The organism is Paenibacillus woosongensis (assembly GCF_030122845.1).
Classification (GTDB): domain Bacteria; phylum Bacillota; class Bacilli; order Paenibacillales; family Paenibacillaceae; genus Fontibacillus; species Fontibacillus woosongensis_A.
Map to the genome: position 1 here is coordinate 1765821 of NZ_CP126084.1, position 25716 is coordinate 1791536.

The window sequence follows — 25716 nt, forward strand, 5'->3', positions numbered from 1 at the left end:
AATGGGGTGGTTTAAGAACATGGTCATGAAGATATTGCGGATCCAGCCCGCACAGGATAATAAGACGATAATCATCCAGGAGCCGTTTAGCTACCAGACAAGCGTGCTGCGGAATCGGCTTTGGTATCGAGGCGATCCGTCCGAGCTGGATCAATTCTATAAGCAGACGGCTTCTGATAGCGTAAGCAAGTCCCGCTTTTGGGCGGCTGTACCTTCTGAGGATCTCTCGATCAGAAAAATTCACTCAGGATTGCCTGCTATGATCGTTGAGCGCCTGGCGGATATTGTGATAGCGGATCTGGACGGCATCGAGCTGAAGACCGAGGAGCAGACAGAGCTCTGGAAGGAGATCGCCGAGGATAACGAGATTGACGAGCTGCTGGGCGATAGTATTGCCGAGGCGCTGGTCGCCGGGGATGGGGCGTTCAAGATTACCGTGGATCCGGATGTGACGGAATATCCGATCATCGAGTTTTATAGCGGCGATCAAGTCGAATACAAGCGAGAACGGGGTCGATTACGGGAAGTCATTTTCTATACGGATTATCGATTCAAGGATAAAGACTATCGGCTTGAAGAGAGTTACGGCTTTAACTATATTCGCAGCCGGCTCCTGGATGATCAAGGAAAAGAGGCTCCTTTGTCCGCGATTCCTGATACAGCTGAGCTGGCTCCAGAGGTCGCATTCGATGGTGATTTCATTATGGCCGTTCCGCTCATGTTTTTCCGATCGAAGAAGTGGAAAGGCCGGGGTAAGTCGATATTCGACTCCAAAGCTGACAACTTCGACGCATTGGATGAAGTGATCAGTCAATGGATCGATGCGATCAGGAGCGGTAGGGTCCAGAAATACATCCCGGAGGATCTGATACCTAAGAATCCCAAAACAGGGGCCCTTCTCAAACCGAACCCTTTTGACAATCAGTTTATCAGGATCGGTAGCGTGATGGCCGAGGATGCAAAAGGTCAGATCGATATGGTTCAGCCGCAGATTCTCTATGAGGCGTTCGTCAGCTCCTACTCATCAACACTGGATATGTGCTTGCAGGGAATTATTTCCCCAGCTACGTTGGGGATCGACCTCAAGAAGACAGACAACGCCGAGGCTCAGCGGGAAAAAGAAAAGGCCACGCTGTACACTCGAGGGAAAATCATCGAACGGCTGAATGATATTATTCCGCAGCTGGTGGCTACGGTGATGAAGGTTTACGACACGATGAAGGGCCGCAACGCTGGGGAGTATGAGGCCAGTGTAAACTTCGGGGAGTATGCCAGCCCGAGCTTTGACAGCGTGGTGGAGACAGTTGGCAAGGCCCGCACTTATGGCATCATGTCCGTGGAGCGTGCAGTGGATGAACTTTATGGCGATACCTGGACCGATGATGAAAAGGCCGAAGAGGTAAAGCGCCTGAAAGCGGAGGAAGGGCTAGTGAGTATGAACGAGCCGGAAATTCGGAAACATGACGATCCTCCAGGGGCTGAGGACGATGATCCAGGCGGTGAAGAATAATGGCTCGTGATCCGTATGATATCCGAGCCATCTTTGACGAGATGACCATGAACCTGATCGCCAGTCTTAAGCGAAACCTTTCTCGGCATGAGGCTGAGGAAGAGCGTGTAGGATTCCGGTTTGATCAATGGCAGCTCGCCAAGCTCCGGGCCTTACACAGGTACAGGCAGGATAACAAGCGACTTATTGGAGAGGCTGGCAGCGAAGCAAACAAGTTGATTGACGACGTGCTGCAGCAGAGCTTTGATGACGGGCAAAGTAGATTTTCCCGGATGTGGGATAAATTCACCAATGCCATTTTGAAGCCGTTTGGCAGAAAGCGAGTGCCGGTAACGGGCGAGATTGAATTCCCGCAGGACTTCAAGGAAACTATCGAACCGCCGAAACCTAGGCAGCCTTCAAGGTCTAAGCCCGCGGATCCGTCGAAGCCTATTCCCGATATGCACCAACCACTTCCTGTGCCCAAGCCCAAACCGCACAGCGAGCTTCCGAAAGCACCGCCTGAAAGTGACTTCTTCGGCATGAATGATAAGAAGCTGAAGGCCCTCCAGGATAGCGTGAAGGATGATCTTAGGAAGGGGAGCGAGGCTGCTTTGCGTAAGATGGATGACGTGTATCGGCAGGTTATCTTTAAGGCTGAGGCGCATATGGCAGCCGGGGCGATCACACTCGACCAGGCAATCGATAAGGCGACCAAGGACTTTCTGGAGAGAGGATTGGATGTCATCGTTTTTAAAGACGGCCGTCGTGTTCCGCTGCCTTATTATGCTGAAATGGCGTTACGGACGGCCAGCCAGCGGGCTACATTCCTGGGTGAAGGAAAGAAGCGCGACGAATGGGGCATCTTCACCGTAGTAATGAGTAGCCATGATAACTGCTCACCTTGGTGCCTACCTTTCCAGGGCACGGTGCTGATCGATGACGTGTATACCTCAATCAGCAAGGAGCAGGCTGAACAGCTCTCACGGGATACAGGCTATTTGTTGCTGTCCTACGCCATGGAGCAAGGAGCGTTTCATCCAGCCTGCCGGCATACTTTAGCGACATACTTCCCTGGGATTACTCAGTTGCCTAAGCCAGCGGATCCCGAAGAGGCTGTTGCGCTTTATGAAGCTGAGCAGAAGCAGCGCTATATGGAGAACGTGATCAGGAAGTACAAGCGTCTGGAACTTGGCTCGATCGATGAGGCGAACCAAGTCAAGTACGGGAACAAGGTTATTGAGTGGCAGGAACGGCTTAAGGCGCATCTTGCCGAGTATCCGCATCTCCGGCGCGACAAACGGCGAGAGAAGATTGACGGCGAAGTGCCGGCAGCCGAACGGAAGGAGCTCTTGAAAAATGCAGAGCTTAATGCCAAGATTGAAGAAACGCGGAAGCTCATTCGCGATCAGCATCCGAAAGACATCCTTCGCGGCCAACAGAACAAGCACATACCGGGTACTCATGAATATAACCAGTACGTGGATAAGCTGAAGGCCAAAGGACAACACGGTCCGTCGAGGCTGACCATAACACAGGATGAAGCTGCTGAGTTGGTGAAGCAGTACGCGGGAACAGGTAAAGCACTGTTTGGTAAAAATGGTTGGACTAATAAGGAATTGATAGTGACCAATGACCGAGTAATTGGCGTTGCCGTCGATAACCTGACAGGCAAGGAAGCTGAAACGACGGTCTTTAAAATACATTACGGGAAAAAGGGAGTCCATATTGTACCGGACTACCCAAGCAAAAAGGGGTGATAACATTGGAGAAATTAACAAGTTATATGCATAAGCGCCTTCGCATTGTGACCAAGGATGACGAGGTTTTCGAAGGCGAGGCCATCAGTTATGAAGTAGGCGAGATGGAGGATCGGGATTATGATTCCATTGGGCTTGACCAGAGCTCACACGTGGCTATGATCGATGAGCCAGATATTAAAAGCATAGAAGTCATTGAGTAGAGCACTCACGCAATAAGCGAGGGTGCTTTTTCTATGGGCTCCGGTTGAGACTACCGGGGCCTTATTTGCTCAGGCCGGAGCATAGCGGCCCGCTCCCGTAGCTGGAGAGCAGCTATAAAAATCAATGGAGGCTGATTATAAATGGATTGGTTGAAAGAGCTTTTGAAGAAATTGGGCGTTGCGGAAGCAGATGTGGACAAGATCGATGCTGAAGTCCGCAAGGAGCTGCCTATGCATTTTGTACCGAAGTCTCAGTATAACGAATTGTCCGAAGCCAAGAAGAAGGCCGAGAAGGATATCGCTGAACGTGACAAGCAGATTGCGGATTTAGGCAAAACGGCCGGGCTGTCTGAAGAACTGAAAAAGCAGATTGAGACGCTACAGACAGAGAACCAGGCAGCTGCAGAAAGATACGCAGCTGAACTGCACGATATTAAGATGACAAATGCTTTAAGGCAGAAGCTTGAAGGCAAGGTTCACGATGTAGATCTAGTTATCGGCATGCTTGATAAGCAAGTCATCAAGCTTGGAGACGATGGGAACATCGTTCAAGGCTATGAAGAGCAAGAAAAGACGCTGCAAGAGTCTAAGGCGTTTCTATGGAAACAAGAAGACAACCAGCAACAGCAGCAGTCGCCTCCAGGCTTCCGAGTTGGTGGAGGCGGTAACCCTAACCCACCTGCAGCTACGTTGACCCTTAAGGACGCAATTGCAGCACATTTTCAAAAATAACGAAATGGAGTGATTTAAATGGCAGTAACTCTGAGTGAAGCGAAGAAAAACGTCCAGGACGCATTGACGATGGGCGTGATCGATGAGTTTCGAAAAAATAACTTTTTACTGGAGAATCTGACGTTCGATGATGCAGTATCCCCGACTGGCGGCGGTGCAACATTGACCTATGGTTATACCCGCCTGATTACGCAACCGACAGCTCAATTCCGAGCCGTGAACGAAGAATACACACCGCAAGAGGTCAGCAAACAGCGTTTTAATGTGGACTTGAAAGTCTTCGGCGGTGCATTTGAACTCGATCGTATTATTGCAGGTATGGGTGGCATTGCCGATGAGGTACAGTTGCAAATGTCGCAGAAGATCAAGGCAGCGCAAGCGCTATTCAATGATACGGTTATCAACGGGGACAGTGCAGTCGAAGCAAAATCATTCGATGGATTGGATAAGGCTTTGGCGGGATCTGCAACAGAATTCATCCCTAGTGAGGCAATTGACTTATCCACTTCGGCGGCGCTTGATACTAATTACAAGGAGTTTCTAGACGTATTGGATGAATTTTTGATGGGCTTGGATGGTACGCCGTCTGCCATAATGGGTAACCTCAAGCTGATCGCCAAAATTCGCGCCGTTGCTCGTCGGTCCGGTATGTATATGACAAAGCTGAATGAATTCGGCAACCAAGTTGAGTACTACGGTCAAATTCCGTTGATCGACTTGGGAGCAAAGCCAGGAACGAATGATCCAATTGTCGGAACAAACGGATCGGGTGAAACAAGTCTTTACGTTGCTCGTCTAGGTTTGGATGGATTCCACGGCGTAAGCATGGCAGGTCACCCACCTGTAAAGGCATGGCTGCCTGATTTCTCCACAGCTGGAGCAGTCAAAAAGGGTGAGGCTGAGATGGTTGCAGCCGTTGCACTAAAGGCGACTAAAGCAGCTGGCGTTATGCGGAAAATCAAAGTCCAATAAGGAGGGCTGACTGATGCAGTATAAAGACGATTTAGCAAACGGTTATGTTAACGGCCACTATGTCGGTATTCGGCAGGGTACGCCTACACCGGATAAGCTGGAGCCTGCTGCGGACGGCTATGAAGTGCCTCGCGGAACGGTGAGACAGGGCACGGTAACGCCAGATGCTTTGGAGCCTAATTATCCAGAACCGGTTGATCCGTAATTTGGGAGGGAAAAACAATGACGAAAGTATACGCGCCGAATAAACAATATAATGGCTTGTCAGCATCTGTCATGTTTTTGAATGGTGTGGGCGAGACAGACGATCCGCATTTGCTTGCATGGTTTGAGTCTAAGGGCTATACGGTGGAGCATCCAGAGCTAGATAGTTCGAATAGCGATGTGCCGATCGACAAAATGACGGTTCCCCAGCTCAAGGAATACGCTGCAGAGAAGAAGATTGACCTAGGAGAGGCTACTAAGAAAGAAGATATCCTCAAGGTAATTCAAGATGCCCAGCAGCTAAGTGACGGTAAAGATCAGCAAAAAGGCGAGGATCAACCGCCGGCCGATAAAGAATAGGCGGTGATCCTATGGCCTACGCAACACCAGAGGATTACGATCGGTACGGTGATGGAGTAATTCCCGTCGAGCAGCTGGAGAAGGCACTGGACCGGGCATCCGATCAGATCGACCGCTTAACCTATAACCGGATAGTGGCGTGTGGTTTCGATAACCTCACTCCTTTTCAGCAACTCAACGTAACCAAGGCGACCTGTCAGCAGGCTGATTTTGTTTACAAGTACGGTGATTACTTGACCATGCCGTTATCTGGATATAGTGCCGGCAGCACCAGCATGACTTTTAAGGCGGCCACGGGAGCGGGCGGCGTGCAGACCTCTGACGCTGTACTTGACTTGCTGCTGCCTACAGGTTTGACGGATCGGAGGCTGCGGTGATATGAAATTTCCCTTCCCAAAATGGAACCAGGTCACTCCTGTTAAGGTGTATCAGATAGAGCAAGGCAGGTATGGTGAGGAAGAGACGCTGATCTATGACGGCAAGTGCTTTTACGACGAGAAGTCCAGACAGGTACTCGACGCTGAACGTCGCCTGGTGCTGCTCTCTGGATTGATTGTCATTGAGGGTGACATTAACCCGGGCAAGGTCATTGAGGGGTATGTGGTTGTCGATGGTGAGAGAAAGAACATTTACCGGGCAAAGCGGCCGCGTAACCCTGACGGCAGCGTATTCTCGACAGAGTTGGAGTTGAGCTAACATGAAGGTGAATGTTAAGGTAACGCTTAACCAGGCAGCCCTTAAGAACCTAGAGCAGATCCAGCAGCAGGCTATCGAAATGACTGCGGATGCTGTCAAGTCGGATATCGTCACATCTGCTGTTGTTCCAAAGGATATAGGGGAGCTCGAGCGCAGCGGCCATGTTGTTCCTGGAAAAGGGAAAGCCAAACTGGTGTATGATACCCCTTATGCCCGAAGGTTGTACTGGCATCCGGAATATGATTTCCGTACGGATAAAAACCCGAACGCTCGGGGTAAATGGATGGAGCCTTATTATGCTGGCGAAAAGAAGAAGTTTGTTCAGCAGACCTTTGGGCAGTTTGTGAAGCAGCTCAGCAAGGGGATGATCAAATGACAATAACGCTGGGTGATGTAGTGAATTGGCTTGAAACTGTGATCGATAGCACCTATTGGTACGTTGGAAAAATCGACGGGAAAAAGGAACAATGTATAGGCTTGTATAACACAACTGGAGCGCAGCCCCGGCTTGCCTTGGGCGGATTGGAAGCTACCGGGTATGTTATCAAGCCTATTTCTATTCTCGTCCATTGGGGGCGAAATGCAGACGTTGCAGAGCGTAAGGCTCAGGAAGTATACAATGCCTTCTTTGGCGTTTCTGGCGCCATGATCGGCGGCAAGCGGGTAACCCAGTTTCAAATGGTCACGCCACAGCCGGTTAACGTTGGGACCGATAGCGAAGGCGTTTTCGAATATGTAATTGAAGTACACATTTATCACGAAAGGTAGTGAGCTTGATGCCAAAAGTAACAAGTGGCGTGTTTCCCGTTTTCGACATTAAGTTTAAGATCGGGACTAATGGTCGCGACAGCACAGAGGCTGAAATGGAGCTAATTAAGGAAATGGAGACGTTTCAAATCGCGATTGACGGTAATGTTGAAGAGTGGACACCAATGGAGACAGAGGGCTGGATCCGTCGATTGATGACTGGAAAGGGATTTAGCATTACCCTCAACGGCAAGCGGCACGTAGGCGACCCAGGTAATGATTACGTTGCCAACACAGCTTGGCAGTCTGGACTGGATTGCTCCAGTAAAGCAGAGATTGAATTTCCAGACGGTAGCAAGTTGACTTTCGACTGCATCGTAAACGTCACAGCTCCCAACGGAGGCGACAGCACAGCGGTGTCGGCTCTTGAATGCGAACTGATGAGCGACGGGAAGCCAGTCTATACAGCAGCTTAATGGTGGCCTTCGTGGCCGCCTTATTTCATAATTTGGAGGATGACAATCATGTCAAGGACAATTGATATTACTAGTAAGTTGACCAATGAGCGCCCGAAGCTGAAACTGGGCGATAAAACGTATGAAATCGATAATAGAAAGAATACCGTCCTGGCAATCCAAGCCAAGATGGATGAAGGTTCTGAAGGTGTGGGCTATTTTGACGAAGTACTTGAAATGGCGCTCGGTAAGAAAGCCGTAAAGGAGATCAATGATTCTGATATCTCTTTTGCTGATTATCAGATCATTTTTATTGCCACGATGGCAGGAGCGCTTGACGATGATTACGAGGCCGTAGAGGCGCGATTTCTTACGGCCAAGCAAGCAACCTGAGCAGTGGTATGACCTGTATGAGGATTGGGGCCTGATCGAGTCCTCCATCGCGATGCAATATGGCATTCGGCTGCGCGCTGAACCAGATATGTCCTGGGATGAGTTTTGCACTCTACTGGCCGGCATTATGCCGGAGACACCGCTGGGGCAGATCGTGCAGATCCGCTCAGAGAACGACCGGGAGAAGCTGAAGAACTTTTCCCCTGAGCAGAAGCGGATCCGAAACGAGTGGCGAACCCGGGAGCTTAAACAGGCGAAGTGGACGGACGAAGAAGCCAGAAAGGCTGTACAGGAATTCCAGAAAATAATTCAGCAAGCATTCGGTTAGGGGCGACTCCGAAATAGGGGCCGCCTTTTTTTACGTTGTCTGGCGAGGGGGTGAACGAATGTCAGACGAAGTTGGTAAGGTCAGTTTAGGGCTGGAGCTAGTGGGTGGCAGCGATCTAAATAGACAGATCACTATGGCCGCCGGAGCGATCGGCCAGCAGCTGACCAAGTCCCTGCAATCTACGTTCGGCGGCTTTAGCCTGAAAGGCTTTGCGTCGAACATTTCACAGACGCTTAAAGCTACCACCGAGACGGCCATGAGAGGTATAGCTGACGGTATGGAGCAATCCGTGGCAGCTGTAGAGGCCCGCTTAGTGAAGTCTATCGATACGGCAAGCCAAGCCATGAAGCAGTCCATTGAAGAGAACAAAACGGCTGCCGAACAAGCGATTGACAGCATATCTGATAAATTGGCTGGATTAAAAGCTCCGTCAATATTTAGTAGACTGGTGCCGAATCTTCAACCAGCAGCCGCAGGAGCTGCCACGCCAGCCGTTGCTACTCCCAAAGCAAAGACTCCAAAAATAGATGTCGAAGCGGCTAAGGCTGAGATGGAGAGGTTAACCGCTGTCTTAGATAACGTGAACGCAAAGATCGAGATACAGGAGCGGAAACTAGGGGAGCTGAGGTTGGCTTATGCCGAGACATTTAACGAGGACAAGAAAAACAAGCTTCAGGAGAAAATCGTCAACACCGAAGCCGCTTTGCTCCGGCTGACTCAGACCTCCGACAAGACAGCTAAGAAGATCTGGGAGCTGGATGATAGCATCAAGAATGCCAGCGAAGTTGCGGATAACGCTGAGAAGCCAGTTCAAAATCTTGGGCAGAAGCTCGTTAACACAAACAAGCCGATTAAGCAGGTAAAGGACAATTTAAACAAAGCGGCCAAGGCAGCTGCAGGAGCAGACAAGTCGTTTTCTTCCGCTGGGCGCAGCGCGGGTATGATGGGTAATTCCTTCACTCGAGCGTTGGGGCGAATACTTAAGCAGGTGTTTGTCTTCGCGGTACTGTATAAGGCAATCCGGGACTTTAATTCTTACCTGGGCAGCTCGCTTAAGACTAACGCTCAATTCGCAGCCAGTCTGAACGCTATTCAGACGAACCTGCGAGTAGCCTTCCAGCCGATCTATGAGGCGATCTTGCCAGCGATTAATGCGCTCATGGCGGGACTCGCTAAGATTACGGCCTACATCGCGGCGTTTATCTCTGCGCTGTTTGGCAAGACATATCAGCAATCCTATCAGGCGGCTAAGGGGATCGAAACGGCCAAGAAGGCGATGGAGGGTTACGGCAAGAAGGCGAAGAAGGCCGGCAAGGATGCCAAGGGAGCGCTGGCCTCATTTGATGAGCTCAACACCTTAGACTTTTCCAAAAGCGACGCTGACGCCGATACAGGCGGCGGGTCCAAAGGCTTTGAGATGCAAATGCCTGACATGGATATCACAGGCATACAGGCTAAGATGGATACTCTGGCTGCTAACGTTAAGGCTGCATTTGATAGAGCTTGGGCTGGCGTTAAGCAAGGCTGGGATTGGGTTGTATCTACATTCGGCCCGTCGTTCCAAACTGCCTGGAGCTCTATCTCACCTGAACTTGAAAAGTGGAAACAACAGTTCGGGAAGATGTTCAACGATGTAATGGCATTAGGAGAGCCATTGAAGAGTTGGTTCCATGAACACTTGGTTCCAAGCTGGCAAAATGGGATTGAGTTAGTAGGTCACATATGGTCTGGTTTGCTCGAATCAATCCGTAATGTGGTGTCGAGTATCTGGGATGCAGTGTTTCCGATTTGGGAGAAGTTAATATCAGAAGGTCTGCCAAGATTCACAGAATTCTTAAACGGTGTGCAAGAGATTTTCGGCAAATTATTCGATCTCGTTAAAGAAATATTTGATGACATTTGGCGAGATGCAGTTGACCCGGCAATGAAGCTTGTCTCTAACATTATCCAGGACACTCTCGATATCATTTTCGACTGGTGGGATAAATGGGGAAAGAAGATTGTCGATGGTTTAAAAGAGTCTCTCGATAAGATTAAGGAGCTCTGGAATAACATATGGGAAAACTTCCTGGAACCTTTCATTTCAAACATGTTGGATATGCTGGAATGGCTTTGGGAGGAACATCTTAAAGACTTAGTAAAAGAGATTGGCAACTTTATTGGCAAGCTTGTTACAGCGGCACAGGATATTTTTAATAAATTCATCATGCCGGTTATAAACTGGCTTGTTAAAACGCTGGGTCCGACTTGGGCGAATATGATGTCGTTTATCGGTGACGTGATCGGCACTGCGCTAGGAGTTATTTCCGATGTATCGAAAGGGATCATTAAAGCGCTTGGCGGCGTTGCAGACTTTCTGGCCGGTGTCTTTACACTGGACTGGAAACGCGCTTGGGAAGGTATTCAGACCTTTATGGAGGGCTGGAAGGACGCACTGGTCGGCATCTTCAAGGGTGCTGTTAACCTTATCATAGATGCACTGAACTACATGATTAGGCAGGTTAACAAGGTCAACATCGACGTGCCGGAGTGGGTGCCAGGCATTGGCGGTAAGAGCCTCGGGTTCACTGTTAAGGAAATTCCGAAACTCGCAAAAGGCGGCCTTGCATACGGCCCAACATTAGCCATGGTCGGGGACAACAAAGGGGCTGCAGCGGATCCGGAAGTTATCTCGCCGCTCTCAACGTTGCAGGATATGCTTAGCTCCAGTAACCAGGCCGTTGTGGACGTGCTGGTGATGATTTTGGACGCTCTACGGAGCAGCGACAAAGAGACAGTAATCAAAGTTGGGGAAACAGAGCTCGGACGCATTGCGGCCCGGGCTATTGGTGCTGCCGAAAGACAAGCCGGTAGACCGCTGTTTGCCAGATAGGAGGACGCGGAATGGAACTGCTGAGATTTAACGGCCAAGAGCCCGCTGCGTACCCGTCCTCTTTTATGGTTACGGTGCTCGACTTGGATGACGGTGAATCATCCGTCCGGACAACCGACGGAAAATTAAGCCGGGACAGGATCGCCGTGAAACGGCAAATTGAAATGACGTGGGGGCCGCTCAGATGGGCTGAAATATCCTCTATTCTGCGGTCGATGGAAGACGTATTTTTTCCAGTCACCTACCCGGACCCGATGACCGGACGGTATGAAACCAAGACTTTTTACGTGGGCAACAGGCCCGCACCGTTTGCCGTGGCCCAGGGCAATGAAATTATGTGGAATGGGTTGAAAGTAACCCTAACGGAGCAGTGATATTATGTATCCAATTAGCCCTATATTTGCGGATTACATTAAGCGCCGCGACAAGACTTATAAAGTTAAGGCGCTGATCGATGGAGTAGAGTACACCAGTGCCAATATCGTGGAATTTGAGATCGAGAACATCCTAGCAGCAGCTGACGAGTTTGAGATCGGGACGGCCATACCGTCCAAACTCATAATGAAGCTTCGGCTCCCGGATGCGATCAAACCTAATGCCAAAGTGATTCCCTATCTGGCGCTATCCCTGGAAAGCATGACCTGGCTGGATGCGAAATACCCATGGCAGGACATGCACATTCCCTGGGCGACTGGAATGACGGAATGGCTGCCGCTGGGTGAATTCTACATCGATAGCCGCGAGAAGATCAATGACGTTTGGACGTACACTTGCTATGACAAACTGATTATGGCCGACGTGGCCTATATCTCTCAGCTCAATTACCCTGCCAGTCAGAAGGCTGTTTTTGATGAGATATGTTCTCGAATCGGCTTTACGTATGACAGCAGCGTGGTTATTAATTCGAGCTATCAAATTCAGGCAGGGCCTGCCGGCTACACATGCCGTCAGGTACTGGCCTATATCGCCGGAGCCAACGGCGCCAGCATATACATGGGCAAAGACGGCATCATGCGCTTCAAGCGTTTTTCGGCCGGGGAACCGGCAGCGGTGGAGCTAACCACGGCAGATTATATCAGGGTCAAGCAGTTGAACCCGATCAAGACTTTTACGCGGATAGTGGTCACGTATAACACGGAGGACGGCCTGACCTACGAAGCTGGCAGCGGGGATGAAAATCATACACTATACTTGGAAAATCCGTTTATGACGCAGGCGCAGGTTAATGCGTTGCATGTGAGGCTCAACGGCTTAACCTACTTGCCGCTGCAAATGACTGCTCGCGGTTTTCCGCAATTTGACCAGGGCGACGTGATCGGCTTTGAGCAGCGGGAAGGCGGCAGCTGGATTGATACGAATGTTGCCTGGCAGGATATGCACATCCCCTGGGATGGAATTATGCGCTACACGACTTACATCCTGCGGCAAACATACAGCTTTAAAGGTGGCCTGACGCACAAGATCGAGGCGCCGTCCAAGTCTGATCAACAGTCTGAATTCCAACTTGAAGGCGGTCTGACGCAACAAGTCAACCGGCTGAATCAAAATACGGTCCGCTATGGCAAGCCGTACTTCGGGGTAACTCACAGCCGCACTGAGGGGATCGTAATTGAGCGGGAAGACCATAAGAGTAAGCTGACTCTTAACTCCGATAAGATGGACTGGCAAGTCAACGGGCGGTCGTCTCTTTATTATGATGCTCAGGCCAATCGGCTTAAATTTACTGGGCACCTGGAGGCCGCTACAGGAACCTTTTCGGGCGACCTGTCGGCAGCCGGAGGGACTTTCCGCGGCACGCTGCAAGGCGTTGATGGTACATTCAGCGGTTCGCTGCAAGCCGCTACGGGGACTTTTTCGGGTAACCTATCCGCAGCCGGTGGAACGTTCACCGGGACGCTACAGGGTGTTGACGGCACTTTTAGCGGAACCATCACAGCATCCAATATTAGCGGTAGTACCATCACTGGTAGCACACTTCGAACCGCCGCGAGTGGGCGACGGATTGAAATTGACCAGTCCGGGCTCAGAATCTATGACAGTAGTGGACGGGAGCGTATCAGCGTAGACTCCGCCGACGGTAACGACATGGGGGGACTTTACCTCTCGGGGCCTAGCGGCTCATGGAGCGGTACCCTAATAGGGTTAGGCTCGTACCTGCAACTGCTTGCGAGTAGTAGTATGATGTTAGCAGCTTTAGGGGGCAGTATCTACTTGCAGGGGCCTGTCCATTTCACAAATGGCTCATCTGTAACGGGGCTGAGCCTTAGTATAGCAGATATATCGGGATTGCGAAGTGAGTTGGAATCTATTAAATCGGAGTTGAGAAATCACACTCATACCGTCAATATCGGCACGCACAACCATGGCAATACAGCCAACCAGAACTGGGGCGGAACCTTTACGACCTCTCGTCCGTAAGGTATTATATAGGATAAATATACCATTCGGAGGTCAAGTCATGAAAAAATGGGTGTCTATTGCTGCAGCGTTTTTGCTAGGGGTTGTTGTAACGTTATCTGCTGGAGATGTGTCCGCTCAAGTTAAGAGTCTGATAGGGAAAAAAGTAACAGGTGAATATACTGTATTTGTAAATGGCGTCGAATTGGCTGACAAAGGCGCAATAATTGATAGTAAGGCCAATGTGCCTGCTCGCGCCTTATCAGAAGCAATGGGGGCTGATGTACAAGTGAGTGGTAAGGTGATAACTATTACTACCGATCAAAGCGGAACAGATTCGGCACCGGGGACACTGCCATCAACGGATAATCCTTACGTTGGGCAACCTGAGGCTTCACTTGAGAAAATTAAAAGTGGTTTGGAGAATGATACTTTGAAAGTACTTGGCTCAGAGCGAAGTGAAATCCTAGCCGATATTGAGATTCTAAAGACTTCAGGGATAAACGGTGAACCTTCACCTGGTTTAGAAGCAAAGGAAAAGCAGCTCGAACAGTATAATGCAGATATTAAGAAATACACCGAAGAACTTCGCTTAGTAAACGAAGCTCTACAGCTTCTAGAAAAATAATCATTGAGGTCTCGCTGATCAGCGGGGCCTTTTATTATGCATTGAAAGGGTGAAGATGGATGGGAATCACAGGCGGAACAATCAAGAGTAGTGATATTGTTGAGAAATCTCAATATGAACTAGATAAGGAAAAAGGTTTCCCGTTGCGGAACTATATTCGGGAGATTGTGAGAGAGGAAATAGCCGCTCATGAGGAACGGCTAAATATTATCCCTGAGATCATTGGTTTAAGTAAAGATAAGAAACAGGCTTTAGCTGATTATCTGAAGCTTAATCCAATGATTTGATCAGTGAACAATACCATATCTTTTACAATGTGAGCTGGCTGCTTTTCCCCATAAGGTGTTATCTTAGCATCCTTTAGATGGAGTGCAGGAAGATCGGTGATGTTTGCTAGTTCAACAGCTCCAGTGAATATTGTAGCGACAGGGTCATTATCAACATTTTCTGGTTTTGCTAGGTGGCATTCAATATGACCAAAGTTTGTGAAAATAAGAATCGGTACGTTACTATTCCCTGACTTATCTAGCTTTGATTCTATTTCTTTTAGATATTGATGTAGTTTGACTGTCAAATCCCGTTTATAATTTTCACCCATTTATAAAACCTCCTTTCTAACGATAATAGGTCTGACCGCCTATACCTTCGACAATTAGGGAGGTTTTACCTTTTATTCCAACAAGGAAGGTGATGAACTTGGCTCAGATACAAAATGTACTCAGGGTTGAACTTGACCCGAATAATCCAGTTCCTGAAGCTTGCCAGGTTATCCAGGCTATTATCAGCATGTATACAATAGCTGAACGGGCTGCCATCATTGAAGCGATTCAGGACGAGCTCGGCGTTGCAGTTAAGCAATTGAAAGGAGTTGAGGCACATGGCGAACCGGTACGGAGGAATAACCGGAAGTAAGAAGATTAGCGAGGATTGGAACAATATAAACCTCGCATTTGATAAAGTCCAGGCCGATGTGGACGCGAAGGCCGCAACAGTCAATAGCCATATCGCAAATGCTGATATCCACGTCACTAAGGCCGATAAGACTAAATGGGACGGCCATGTAGCCAACGCTGATATCCACGTCACAGCGGCCCAAAAGGCTGCATGGGACGCGAAGGCCGACGGTAGCACTTCTACCGAACTGGCTGCGCACATTGCCGATCAGGAGGTACACGTTACCCAGGCTGATCACGACAAGCTAGGCAGCATCGAAACGGGCGCCCAGGTTAACCAGAACGCCTTCGCCAAGGTGAATGATATCGAGGCGGCGGATCCGTCCTCTCAGTTTTATATCGTCGGCGGGATTGGGATAACAGTGACTACTAATCCGAATACTGGTGAAATTACCGTAACGGCTACCGGGTCAGCTGCCCCAGGGGCTCACGGCATAACCCACACCGAACACGGAGCAGACCCGATTCCCACAGCCACACTAACCGAAGGCGGTTTGCTGTCAGCTGCCCAGCTTGCGGAGATCATCACCCATGGCGAGCTGCTAGATGAGCACGCTGCGGCTATAACAGATCTGGAGGATCGTCTGGACGCAGCCGAAGTTGTTCCGGTTACACTTCAGCCGGGCCTACAGGTGGTCACAGCAGCCAAGGACGCGCGGTTTAAGCTGGGCGAGATCCGGGGTCGTACGTTGATTAACTTGTTAGGTAACCGGGGCAACTGTGATTCAACAAACCCGTCATACTATCTTGGCAGAGCCACACTAAGCGTTGATACAGCGGTTAAGCATAGCGGGTCAGCATCACTACAAGTACTCTCCAATACAGCGGCAGGCTCACACTATTTTCGCTTCATGAACACATTAGAAAATTTAATACCCGTTACACCGGGTGAAAAGGTACTGCTTGGCGCTTGGGTTAAACCGCTTATAAATAGCGGAGCATCGGTTACTCTTATCTTTTTTGATGCGTCTTTTACATCTAATATAGGAGGGGCAAACTCTGAGCCGACATTTGATACGACGAGATTTTCGCCCGTAACAGTATCGGCAACAGTGCCGGCAGGGGCGGCGTGGCTTATGGTGCAAGTTAGCATCACAGATAGTAACGGACAGCTAGATTTTACCGGAACCGGGGCAGAAGGCTTAAACCTTGATTCTGCATATCTATATAAGATTTCCGACGCTGAATACGCTGCGCTAGACGGGATGACAAACGATCAAATTGCCGACAAATATCCACTCGTTCCCTCGGGTATAATCGGTTCGGAAAATCCGTATGCGATTGCTACATCTGACAATTTGTTGCCGCCGTTTTATGATGGTTGGGTTACTCGGATATCTTACTCCGGCATTAAAGAGCCTTACAGTACAAGCCTTCCGGCAGCCACGGCTCAAGTTTTATTTGCGGACATTAATGTGATTCCTGAGTTGGAGTACACTCTATCAATAGACATTCTTAGGTGCCGATACGTTGTTATACACGATAATAATGCTTCGGTGCCGACTTATCTAATTAAGGAGAGTAGAAATCCGGATGATGGAGCCCCGTATAGTGTGTCCTTTACTGCAACACAGACAGGCGTGGTTAGAGTACATTTTTACGCTTACGACGTACAAGCCGAAATAGATGGTGCCGATCGAAATACCTTAGACGCCTATACTATTCATGTGGTGCGGCCGATGCTCTCTGTCGGGGCCGCCCCTAAGCCTTTTGAGCCGCAGCGCAAATCTGTGCTTGCGTTTCAAACGGAGATACATGCAAATCCAGTTGACGGTAGCGATCAAGACGTGCTGTTTGAGCAGGACGGTGAGTACCGTAAGCTGGCGAAATGGAAAAAGGTTATAGTCGATGGGTCACTACCTTGGCGTCTTATTCATGCGGCGGGGACTGGATATAAAAATCCAATTGCATCCATTTCGGGCTTGCCTAAAATAAAAGGTACTAATCAGGGCTGTGTAACGAACTATAGAGGTTCTATACTATCTCCGTCTACACCAAACGCTGAAGGTGGATTTTATATCGACAGTAGCAACATAGTACTTTCTATACCCAACACAGACAGTGGATGGGGAGATACCTACTCACCCACAGCGGACGAAATTAAGGCTTATTTCAACGGATGGAAGATGTATCAAGAGGGAAACCGCGACACTCCTTACACGAGCGGGAAAAAGCAATGGTTCAAGATAAATAAAATCAATGAATCAAGCGTGGATGTTCTCCCTACGAGTTCTTACGCTGAGTGGACGCCGTACCAGCTATTGTACCGCCTTGCCCTTGAAGCCGTTGAGTCTATCACATTAGAAGGGAGTCTGACGCTAACCGAAGGTAATAACATGGTCGAGGTCGGTACTGGAATTGTGCTGCGAGAAAGTGTAAAGCCGAAGCAGCACGCCAATACAAACTGGATAATCAATAATATGGGCGTAGGAACATCGCTCTCTAATAAGGTATCTGCAATTAAGGCGATATATCGAGATTCCCGACGCGACTATAAATGGGTTAAGGAGGCTGTAATCGGGGCATGGGGTATCGAGCAGGCGTATATAAGCAACGCGAACTATGACCAATCCGCAGCCTATAGCGTCACTTATCTTAAGCTAGACAAGTCACCTATTGCCCCTATCACAGGCAGCCTAGCGGCAAACGAAAAAGCGCAGCTCTCAGACTTGACTGCAGGCGTGGCCGAAGCACTGCAGCGGGTAAGCGTGGTCGAACAGAAGAAGGCGGAGAAGGACGCTCCGGGGTGGATCAAGCCGGTATTGCTGAATGGGTGGCTTGATTACAGCGGCGTTTACCCTGCTGCCTTTTTTAAAGACTCTTCCGGGATAGTCCATATACGCGGACTTATTAAAAGCGGGGCGACCGTCTCGGATACAATCATTTTTACTTTGCCACCGGGATACAGACCTAAGACTGCTAATATGCAAATACCGCAAGTTACACTAGATAGCAGTACAAGCACAGAGTCCGTGGGCCGTATAATGATTGACACGCTAGGCCATGTGAGAGTTGGTAAGGCATCCACCGGATTTTTAACATTACACGCTTCATTCTTGGCCGAACAGTAAAGGAGTGAATTCAATTGAAAGCAGTACCTAAAGTAAATATGGACGGCTTATATCTGGATGTCGAATTAGTGGACGATTCCTTTTTAGGTGTCGTCCCTTTTTACGATCCACCCGAACGGACGGAAGAGATCGAGCCTGAGGCTGCTGGTTATATCGTCGGTGTGCCTGTACCACAGGGATTGTTTCGGCCGAGGTTCGATTTAGAAGCCTGGAACAAGGACAACTCTCTGGAACCTACAGCCTACTGGACTGAAGACATGACGAAGAAGGAAATTGAACAGCTTATGGAGCCTGAGGATGTGATCACTTCGGATAGGGTGCTGGCTGCTGAGTCAGTTCGGCGCGAATTGGAGGTATTAGAGCTTAAGCAGCAAAACACCACGCTGGGCGCTCAGGTTGTTGCTCAGGAGTTGCTGATTCGTGACTTATCTACGCAGTATGAGGCATTAGGCAAATCGATGGTAGCGCTGGAGCTGAAGCTTCTTGATGTTACAAATAGAGGAGGAGGCGATGAGTAGGATGTTTAATAGCGAATATGACCGCCTGATCTACTTTTACAAGTACAAATGGGTCAGTGAAGCGCAGCTCCGGCTCTATGTACAGTTCGGGGTGATCAACACATCGGAGTTTAAAGCCATCACCGGCAACAAGTACAAATAAGCTATTATGCCCTCGGGATCCCCGGGGGCTATTTATATTTCCGAGAGGATGGGTGAACCATGTTAAATCAAATTAAGGTATTTGGTAGTACTGTACTGGCCGCTGCGGCTGGTGCTTCAGGTAAAGAGGCTGCTGCCGGCGGGGTAGCTGCAGCTGTCGGCCTAATTGCAACTTTGCTGGGCGGTTGGGATAAGCCGTTACAACTTCTCGTCGTTCTCATGGTCGCTGATTACATTACAGGAATTTTGGGGGCAATCAAGACAAAGACACTTAATAGCGAAGTAATGTTCTGGGGAGGTATCCGCAAGATTACGGTGCTTTTTGTTGTCGGACTCGCCGTGCTAATTGACGGTTGGGTTGGAGGGGATGCATCTGTGTTTCGTATCTTGGCCGTTTACTTTTATGCTGGCCGAGAAGGTCTTTCCGTAGTGGAAAATCTAGGCGTACTGGGCGTGTACCTGCCTCCGAAGATTAAAGATTTCTTGGAGCAGTTGAACGAAAAAGGAGGGGCTACTAAATGAAAAAAGTATTCATCGATGCTGGTCATGGCGGTAAGGACCCGGGAGCAGTAGCAAACGGATTACAGGAAAAAGACATCGTGCTTGCGGTGTCCCTTGGTGTTAAGAGGCAGCTAGAATCGCAGTATGACGGCGTTCAGGTGTTGTTCTCCCGTAGCACAGACATTTATTTGACGCTTAAGGAGCGCACCGACAAAGCAAATAAGGCAGGCGCCGATGTACTGGTATCCATTCACTGCAATGCTGGCGGCGGTGCTGGTGGCTTTGAGACGTTCCGTTATACAAATGCATCCTCTAAAAGTACATCGTTTCAAAATGTATTACACGCCGAGATCATGGCCGCGCTGAAGCCTCTTGGTGTCAGCGACAGGGGGAAGAAGTCGAAGAACTTGCACATGGTACGGGAAAGTAAAATGCCCGCGGTGCTGACAGAGAATTTGTTCATTGACGTGGCAGCTGACGCAGTCAGGCTTAAGCGGACAGAGTTCATCGACGCGATCATAGCTGGTCACGTAATCGGGATCGCTAAATATTTAGGCTTGAAGCGAAAGGAGAGGGCAGCCGAGGCAGATGATAAGAATGCAGCACAAGCACAGCCTTGGAAAGAGAAAGGCCGGGAATGGCTGATAAAGAATGCGGGAATCAGTCCAGACTGGAAGGCAACCGATCCGGTGGACGTAGGCACGCTGGGAACTATACTTGGAAGATTGATTAAATAAATGGTATAATATGGTCAACATATCAGCACCCCTGATATGCAATCCGATAGCCTCGGTAAAAAGGAGCTCTGCTGGCACTTTGCTGGCGGGGCTCCTTTTTTTGTCTTTAGCTAACTGCTATATAATGAAGGAAAAAATTAATGCCCCTTATCAAAAGGGGCAAAAATGGGGCAGATACTCTGATTAATCCTGCTCAAATAATTCAACTCTTGATTAATCTGTTTTTGCGAACCCGCTTAACATAAGGGTTCTTAACATCTCTGATCTCTATTGCAAAGCCCCAAGGCCAGCCTTCCAAGCTGGTAGCGTGGGTTCGATTCCCATCACCCGCTCCATAAAGCAATGACAAACTGCCTAGTAGGCGGTTTTTTTATTTTACAACAGCTTTAGGGAAGAGAACCCAATAGAGGATCTGAAACGATACGGCTTCTTAACCGATGACATTTCTGTGGTCGGGCGGAACAAAGACCACATGGATGTCATGCGCGAGGAGACGGGAACGAAAGCGCCGGAAGGCGTCGCTTCGGGAGCGGCTGCTGGAGGCCTCGTAGGCGGTCTTACAGGACTGCTGGCAGGGCTGGGAGCGCTGGCGATACCAGGAATCGGCCCGATCGTCGCAGCAGGCCCTATTGCAGCTACACTTACGGGTGCGGCAGTTGGCGCGGGAGCAGGAGGTCTGGTCGGAGGATTAATTGGCTTAGGTATCCCCGAAACTGAAGCCAAGGAATACAGCAGTCACGTAGAGCGTGGTAGAATTCTAGTCATCGTGGACGGGAATGATGCCCAAAGAAACGATATATATCAGATTTTCCGCAATAACCAAGGCCATGAACTCCCGGAACTTCGGACTAACCGGCGTTCATCCTGCGAATGCCACCATGCCTAGAGAGACTGAAGCGCCAAGCGCTGGAACGGGAATGGAGACGAGAGAAACAGCGGGAACTTTTTATCAAGAAATTCCGCCGGAGAACGGAGAGGAAGCTATGAGGGAACGGGACGAAGATGGGGAGCAGACGAATTATCGCAGATCAAGAGATATAGGGAAGGATCGCAGAACTTGGTAACGAAGTATTTCAGAAATGTTAGAAAATATAGAAGAAGAACGGGCAGCACTCGCTGCCCGTTCTGTTTTGGTTATAGAATCCGGAAATTTATTCTGTCGGCCGTATTTCGTTACTGGGGTCGGCTATAATCGTTTTAACGCGGCCTACCTGGCCATCCTGCAGGCGAACTTTGATTCCATGGGGATGGTTCGGCGAGTTGGTCAGGATGTCCTTTACGATCCCGCGGGTCAGCCGGCCGGTGGCCTGATCTTTTTTGAGAACGATATCAACGGTAAGGCCAGGTTTAACATTGCTGCGGAGGTTGCCGTTCATTTTGTCAGCTCCTTGGACATTAGGTCAGTGTATTTAATTTAACATATTTACGGCATATGATAAAATAAAGCACCAGCCTTGCCATCACTGCGAACTTTTCATATAATAACAGATAAGCCATCGCCTTAGGGCTATGAAGACGAGGCGATAATTAAAGTAAATGCAATGATGGAGAAGAGTAAGCAGAAGCCTCCTAACAGGGAAGAGCCGCCGCAGATTGAGAGCGTCTCTAGGGAAACAGACTGCCGAAGTTCGCTCCTGAGCAGTTCCTTGAACCCGCGTGCAGCAATGTTTTGGGCAGCGATAAGTAGGGGATACCGGCCGCGATCCGTTATATCGTTCAAGTGAGAGTCAACTGGCAGGTTAGCGGTTTGTCCTGAATTGCGGCAATGCTTTGCGAGGCATGTATGTGCAAATCCTGCTTATGCTCTAACAAGGGTGGTACCACGGTCTTTTCGTCCCTTTCAGGGAGAGAAGGCCTTTTTTTGTTGGATATAGGCGGTCTGTCTGCTGAGAATGTACGTCGATAGACGTTTTTCTTTTATTCAATACTAAGGAGGATTATCCATGAAAGAACGTTTGGAAGCACTCAAACATGAAGCTGTGGCCCAATTGAATGCCGTGGCTGATGCAGCTCAATTGAACGACCTTCGGGTCAAATATTTGGGCAAGAAGGGTGCATTGACTGAAATTTTGCGGGGCATGGGCGCGTTGAGCGCGGAGGAACGTCCCGTCATCGGGCAGGTAGCGAATGAAGTTCGCTCAGCGATCGAAGAGCTGGTGGAAGAGAAGCAGCAGTATTTCCAAAGACGCGAGACGGAAGAGCGTCTTGCGGCGGAGAAGGTAGACGTCACCTTGCCTGGCCGCCCATTAAAGCAGGGAGGCATCCATCCACTCAACCAGGTTATCCAGGATATCGAGGATATTTTCATCGGGATGGGCTATCGCATTGCGGAAGGTCCAGAGGTTGAGACGGATTACTATAACTTTGAGGCGCTGAATCTGCCCAAGAATCACCCTGCTCGTGACATGCAGGACTCTTTCTATTTGACCGAAGATTTGCTGATGCGCACGCAGACTTCTCCGGTTCAGGTGCGGACAATGGAAGCGATGAAGGGCGAGGTCCCTGTCAAGGTGATTTGCCCGGGGCGCGTGTACCGGCGCGATGATGACGATGCTACGCATTCGTTCCAGTTCCACCAGATCGAAGGGCTCGTGATCGGCAAAAACATCCGGATGAGCGACTTGAAGGGCACCTTGCTCCAATTTACGCGCGAGATGTTCGGACCGAACACGCAAATCCGGCTGCGGCCAAGCTTTTTCCCGTTCACCGAACCTAGCGTTGAAGTGGACGTTACCTGCGTCAAGTGCGGCGGGAACGGCTGCCGGGTATGTAAGCAGACCGGATGGCTGGAGATTTTGGGCAGCGGCATGGTACATCCTCGCGTCCTGGAAATGAGCGGCTACGATCCGGAGCAATACAGCGGTTTTGCCTTCGGGATGGGCGTAGAGCGGATTGCGATGCTTAAATATGGCGTAGACGATATTCGTCATTTCTTTAATAATGATTTGCGCTTTTTGGGGCAGTTCGCCCGAATTTAAACCTGTATAAGAAAGAAGGGAACTGGCATGAAAGTATCAACCGAATGGTTGTCGGAATATGTATCACTGGAGCAAGTCAACATCGAGGATTTGGCGGAGCAAATTACCCGCTCCGGCATTGAGATCGATGCAATTGAGGACCGGAACAAGGGAGTTACGAAAGTAGTTGCCGGTTATGTGAAAAGCAAGGAGAAGCATCCTGATGCGGATAAGCTGAACGTATGCATCGTCGATGCCGGCCAGGAGGAAGACCTGCAGATCGTCTGCGGTGCCAAAAACGTGGATGCCGGCCAAATGGTGCCTGTCGCGCTCGTTGGCGCCAAGCTGCCGGGCGGGCTGGACATCAAGAAGGCCAAGCTGCGGGGCGTGCTCTCCCAAGGGATGATCTGCTCGGCCAAAGAGCTTGGCCTGAATGACAAGCTGCTGCCGAAGGAGCAGCAGGAGGGCATTCTCGTACTGCCGGAGAGCACCGAAATCGGTACGCCGATCTCGCAGCTGCTCGGGCTTGACGATAAGGTGCTTGATTTCGATCTTACGCCGAACAGATCGGACTGCCTGAGCATGCTCGGAGCAGCCTATGAGGTGGCGGCGATTCTTGGCAGGGACGTGAGACTGCCGGAGCCGGACAAGAACCTGATCGAGGCAGGAGAACCTGCCAAGGAACGGATTTCCGTCAGAATCGACGCGAAAGGGCTGTGCAGCCGCTATGCGGTCAGATATATTTCCGGAGTGACGATCGGCTCCTCCCCGCAATGGATGCAAAATCGTCTGATGGCGGCGGGCATCCGTCCGATCAATAACATTGTGGACATTACGAATTACGTCATGCTGGAATACGGTCAGCCGCTGCATGCTTTTGACGCGGATACCCTTCAAGGCGGCGTAATCGGGGTACGCGAAGCAAAAGCAGGCGAGAAACTGGTCACGCTGGATGGCCAGGAGAGGGAATTGGAAGCGGGCGCCTTGTTGATCGTCGACGGCGAAGATCGGCCGGTCGGCCTCGCCGGAGTCATGGGCGGTCTTCATACGGAGGTTACAGAGAACACGGTAAATATCGTTCTCGAATCGGCTAAATTCGATGGGGGCTCCGTACGCAAAACATCGCGTAATCTGGGACTGCGTTCCGAGGCTTCGCTGCGTTTCGAGAAGGAGGTCGATCCTGCTGCGGTGCTGCCTGCTCTAAACCGGGCGGCTGAATTGATGGCGCTCTATGCCGGGGGCAAGGTGCACCAGGGAATCGTTGAATCCGTCGTGTCAGAGGCGGAGGACAAGATCATTCGTCTCTCCTTGACGAAATTGAACGCGTATTTGGGAACGGATATTTCCACGCTGGAGACCAAGGCGATTTTTGCAAGACTGCATTTCGAGTGCGGGGATTCAGCGGATAATGTGCTGGAGGTTTGCGTGCCGACACGCCGCGGTGATATTACGCGTGACGTGGATCTCATTGAGGAGGTAGCGCGCCTGTATGGCTACGACAACATCCCGACGACAGCAATCGAAGGGCCGACAACGGCAGGCGGATATACGAAACCGCAGGCACTTCGCCGCGCCTTGAAAGGTTTACTCGTACACGGAGGCTTGCAGGAGGTCATGGGCTACTCCTTCATCCATGAAGGTTTTGGCCCGCAGTTCCCTAAGCTGGCGGCAGGCGGAAGCGAAGTGAAGCTGGCGATGCCGATGAGCGAGGATCGCAGCGTGCTACGCATGAGCCTCATTCCAGGCCTTATTCAGATTGCCGCCTACAACCGTAATCGCAAGCAGGACAATCTGGCCTTGTTCGAGATGGGCAGCGTCTTCCTGACGGACGAGGAGAAATTAACGAAGCAGCCTGCGGAGGTTCCAGTGCTGGGCTTGCTGCTTGCAGGGGATCGCGAAGAGAAGCGTTGGAACGCAAGTCCGGATAAGGTCGATTTCTTCGATCTCAAGGGTGTGCTGGAGAGCATTTTCGCATATCTTGGAATCAGCGATCTTGTCAGCTACGAAGCGGATGCGCCGGAAGGCTTCCATCCTGGGCGGTCGGCTTCCGTCTATTTAAATGCGCCTGCAGGCAAACAACATCTCGGCTCGCTTGGTCAGCTTCATCCTGAACTGCAGCGTGAGCACGATCTTGAGGATACTTATGTTGCGGAGCTGCTTCTGGAGCCGGTATACCAGTATGCGGGGGATACTGCCGTATACCGCGAGCTGCCTAGATTCCCTTCCATGCAGCGCGACATTGCCGTTGTCGTGGATGCGGACGTAGAGGCGGGAGCTCTTCTGGCCGCTATTCGGAATACGGCTGGCGAACTGCTGGAAGAACTGAGTGTATTTGACGTCTACACGGGCAGCAAGCTTGGCGAGAACAAGAAGAGCGTCGCCTTGTCTTTAGTATACCGCCACAAAGAGCGCACACTGACCGATGAGGAGATCGCTGCCGTTCATGGCCAAGTCGTGTCGGTGCTTGAGCAAACTTTTGCAGCTGAATTAAGAAAATAGCAGGAATTGAACAGAGTCACATCGAATCAAGTGTAAGCATCGATTCGATGTGACTTTCGTGCAAGGACAGACACCTTAGATGAAACGTAAGGACCGAAGGAGG

Annotated in this window: 31 protein-coding genes; 29 read left to right on the forward strand and 2 right to left on the reverse strand. The window is 50.1% G+C overall.

Annotation, left to right across the window (positions count from 1 at the left end; translation table 11 throughout):
• Position 1 precedes the first annotated feature (1 nt).
• From QNH46_RS07830 to QNH46_RS07920, 19 genes are all read left to right on the forward strand, one after another.
• Positions 2–1510 carry a capsid protein gene (locus QNH46_RS07830; protein ID WP_283927605.1) on the forward strand — a complete coding sequence of 503 codons (1509 nt, stop codon included), beginning with the start codon at positions 2–4 and terminating at the stop codon, positions 1508–1510.
• Positions 1510–3249 (forward strand): phage minor capsid protein, encoded by a 1740-nt coding sequence (locus tag QNH46_RS07835; RefSeq protein ID WP_283927606.1) that lies wholly within the window; start codon positions 1510–1512, stop codon positions 3247–3249. The genes QNH46_RS07830 and QNH46_RS07835 overlap by 1 nt, the downstream gene beginning before the upstream one ends.
• A 5-nt stretch (positions 3250–3254) precedes the next feature.
• On the forward strand, positions 3255–3452 hold the full coding sequence (locus QNH46_RS07840) for a hypothetical protein (RefSeq protein ID WP_283927607.1): 198 nt from the start codon (positions 3255–3257) through the stop codon (positions 3450–3452).
• Between the two features lie 141 nt (positions 3453–3593).
• On the forward strand, positions 3594–4184 hold the full coding sequence (locus QNH46_RS07845; RefSeq protein WP_283927608.1) for a phage scaffolding protein: 591 nt from the start codon (positions 3594–3596) through the stop codon (positions 4182–4184).
• 18 nt (positions 4185–4202) lie between these two features.
• The gene (locus tag QNH46_RS07850) at positions 4203–5156 is read left to right on the forward strand and encodes a major capsid protein (RefSeq protein ID WP_283927609.1); all 954 of its coding nucleotides are present in this window, start codon (positions 4203–4205) and stop codon (positions 5154–5156) included.
• Between the two features lie 13 nt (positions 5157–5169).
• Positions 5170–5361: a hypothetical protein gene (locus QNH46_RS07855; RefSeq protein ID WP_283927610.1), complete on the forward strand. Its 192-nt coding sequence runs from the start codon at positions 5170–5172 to the stop codon at positions 5359–5361.
• A gap of 17 nt (positions 5362–5378) precedes the next feature.
• Positions 5379–5720: a hypothetical protein gene (locus QNH46_RS07860; RefSeq protein ID WP_283927611.1), complete on the forward strand. Its 342-nt coding sequence runs from the start codon at positions 5379–5381 to the stop codon at positions 5718–5720.
• An 11-nt stretch (positions 5721–5731) separates the two neighbouring features.
• Positions 5732–6097, forward strand: coding sequence for a head-tail connector protein (locus QNH46_RS07865; RefSeq protein ID WP_283927612.1), 366 nt, complete (start codon positions 5732–5734; stop codon positions 6095–6097).
• 1 nt (position 6098) lies between these two features.
• Positions 6099–6416 carry a hypothetical protein gene (locus QNH46_RS07870; protein WP_283927613.1) on the forward strand — a complete coding sequence of 106 codons (318 nt, stop codon included), beginning with the start codon at positions 6099–6101 and terminating at the stop codon, positions 6414–6416.
• Position 6417: 1 nt separating this feature from the next.
• Positions 6418–6792, forward strand: a complete 375-nt coding sequence (locus QNH46_RS07875; RefSeq protein ID WP_283927614.1) for a minor capsid protein — start codon at positions 6418–6420, stop codon at positions 6790–6792.
• A complete protein-coding gene (locus tag QNH46_RS07880; RefSeq protein WP_283927615.1) occupies positions 6789–7184 on the forward strand; it encodes a phage tail terminator protein in 396 nt (131 codons plus the stop codon). Before QNH46_RS07875 ends, QNH46_RS07880 begins: the two co-directional genes overlap by 4 nt.
• An 8-nt stretch (positions 7185–7192) precedes the next feature.
• Positions 7193–7639: a phage tail tube protein gene (locus QNH46_RS07885; RefSeq protein ID WP_283927616.1), complete on the forward strand. Its 447-nt coding sequence runs from the start codon at positions 7193–7195 to the stop codon at positions 7637–7639.
• A 48-nt stretch (positions 7640–7687) separates the two neighbouring features.
• Positions 7688–8011, forward strand: coding sequence for a hypothetical protein (locus QNH46_RS07890; protein ID WP_283927617.1), 324 nt, complete (start codon positions 7688–7690; stop codon positions 8009–8011).
• A gap of 52 nt (positions 8012–8063) precedes the next feature.
• Positions 8064–8339 (forward strand): Gp15 family bacteriophage protein, encoded by a 276-nt coding sequence (locus QNH46_RS07895; RefSeq protein ID WP_283927618.1) that lies wholly within the window; start codon positions 8064–8066, stop codon positions 8337–8339.
• A gap of 58 nt (positions 8340–8397) precedes the next feature.
• A complete protein-coding gene (locus tag QNH46_RS07900) occupies positions 8398–11211 on the forward strand; it encodes a phage tail protein (protein WP_283927619.1) in 2814 nt (937 codons plus the stop codon).
• A gap of 11 nt (positions 11212–11222) precedes the next feature.
• Positions 11223–11585 carry a DUF6711 family protein gene (locus tag QNH46_RS07905; RefSeq protein ID WP_283927620.1) on the forward strand — a complete coding sequence of 121 codons (363 nt, stop codon included), beginning with the start codon at positions 11223–11225 and terminating at the stop codon, positions 11583–11585.
• 4 nt (positions 11586–11589) lie between these two features.
• A complete protein-coding gene (locus QNH46_RS07910; protein WP_283927621.1) occupies positions 11590–13629 on the forward strand; it encodes a hypothetical protein in 2040 nt (679 codons plus the stop codon).
• Positions 13630–13669: 40 nt separating this feature from the next.
• Positions 13670–14236, forward strand: a complete 567-nt coding sequence (locus QNH46_RS07915) for a stalk domain-containing protein (protein WP_283927622.1) — start codon at positions 13670–13672, stop codon at positions 14234–14236.
• Positions 14237–14295: 59 nt separating this feature from the next.
• The gene (locus QNH46_RS07920; protein ID WP_283927623.1) at positions 14296–14523 is read left to right on the forward strand and encodes a hypothetical protein; all 228 of its coding nucleotides are present in this window, start codon (positions 14296–14298) and stop codon (positions 14521–14523) included.
• Here QNH46_RS07920 and QNH46_RS07925 read toward each other — a convergent pair.
• Entirely contained in the window at positions 14496–14834 is a 339-nt protein-coding gene (locus QNH46_RS07925; RefSeq protein WP_283927624.1) for a hypothetical protein, read from the reverse strand. The two genes, QNH46_RS07920 and QNH46_RS07925, sit on opposite strands and share 28 nt — an antisense overlap.
• 98 nt (positions 14835–14932) lie before the next feature.
• Here QNH46_RS07925 and QNH46_RS07930 point away from each other — a divergent pair, with 98 nt between their 5' ends.
• From QNH46_RS07930 to QNH46_RS07965, 8 genes are all read left to right on the forward strand, one after another.
• Entirely contained in the window at positions 14933–15148 is a 216-nt protein-coding gene (locus tag QNH46_RS07930) for a hypothetical protein (RefSeq protein ID WP_283927625.1), read from the forward strand.
• Complete coding sequence (locus QNH46_RS07935; protein ID WP_283927626.1) at positions 15114–18260, forward strand: hypothetical protein; 3147 nt, start codon at positions 15114–15116, stop codon at positions 18258–18260. The genes QNH46_RS07930 and QNH46_RS07935 overlap by 35 nt, the downstream gene beginning before the upstream one ends.
• 14 nt (positions 18261–18274) lie before the next feature.
• Positions 18275–18778, forward strand: coding sequence for a hypothetical protein (locus tag QNH46_RS07940; protein WP_283927627.1), 504 nt, complete (start codon positions 18275–18277; stop codon positions 18776–18778).
• Positions 18771–18920: an XkdX family protein gene (locus QNH46_RS07945; RefSeq protein ID WP_283927628.1), complete on the forward strand. Its 150-nt coding sequence runs from the start codon at positions 18771–18773 to the stop codon at positions 18918–18920. Before QNH46_RS07940 ends, QNH46_RS07945 begins: the two co-directional genes overlap by 8 nt.
• Positions 18921–18979: 59 nt before the next feature.
• Entirely contained in the window at positions 18980–19441 is a 462-nt protein-coding gene (locus tag QNH46_RS07950; protein WP_283927629.1) for a phage holin family protein, read from the forward strand.
• Complete coding sequence (locus tag QNH46_RS07955; RefSeq protein WP_283927630.1) at positions 19438–20157, forward strand: N-acetylmuramoyl-L-alanine amidase family protein; 720 nt, start codon at positions 19438–19440, stop codon at positions 20155–20157. The genes QNH46_RS07950 and QNH46_RS07955 overlap by 4 nt, the downstream gene beginning before the upstream one ends.
• 472 nt (positions 20158–20629) lie before the next feature.
• Complete coding sequence (locus QNH46_RS07960; RefSeq protein ID WP_347342965.1) at positions 20630–21043, forward strand: hypothetical protein; 414 nt, start codon at positions 20630–20632, stop codon at positions 21041–21043.
• On the forward strand, positions 21036–21221 hold the full coding sequence (locus QNH46_RS07965) for a hypothetical protein (protein ID WP_283927631.1): 186 nt from the start codon (positions 21036–21038) through the stop codon (positions 21219–21221). Before QNH46_RS07960 ends, QNH46_RS07965 begins: the two co-directional genes overlap by 8 nt.
• Positions 21222–21308: 87 nt before the next feature.
• Here the strand turns inward: QNH46_RS07965 and QNH46_RS07970 are convergent, their stop codons facing one another.
• Positions 21309–21533 (reverse strand): YwbE family protein, encoded by a 225-nt coding sequence (locus QNH46_RS07970; protein WP_283927632.1) that lies wholly within the window; start codon positions 21531–21533, stop codon positions 21309–21311.
• Positions 21534–22100: 567 nt separating this feature from the next.
• Here QNH46_RS07970 and pheS point away from each other — a divergent pair.
• Positions 22101–23135: a phenylalanine--tRNA ligase subunit alpha gene (gene pheS, locus QNH46_RS07975; protein WP_155609362.1), complete on the forward strand. Its 1035-nt coding sequence runs from the start codon at positions 22101–22103 to the stop codon at positions 23133–23135.
• Between the two features lie 27 nt (positions 23136–23162).
• The gene (gene pheT / locus QNH46_RS07980) at positions 23163–25613 is read left to right on the forward strand and encodes a phenylalanine--tRNA ligase subunit beta (protein WP_283927633.1); all 2451 of its coding nucleotides are present in this window, start codon (positions 23163–23165) and stop codon (positions 25611–25613) included.
• Positions 25614–25716: the final 103 nt, after the last annotated feature.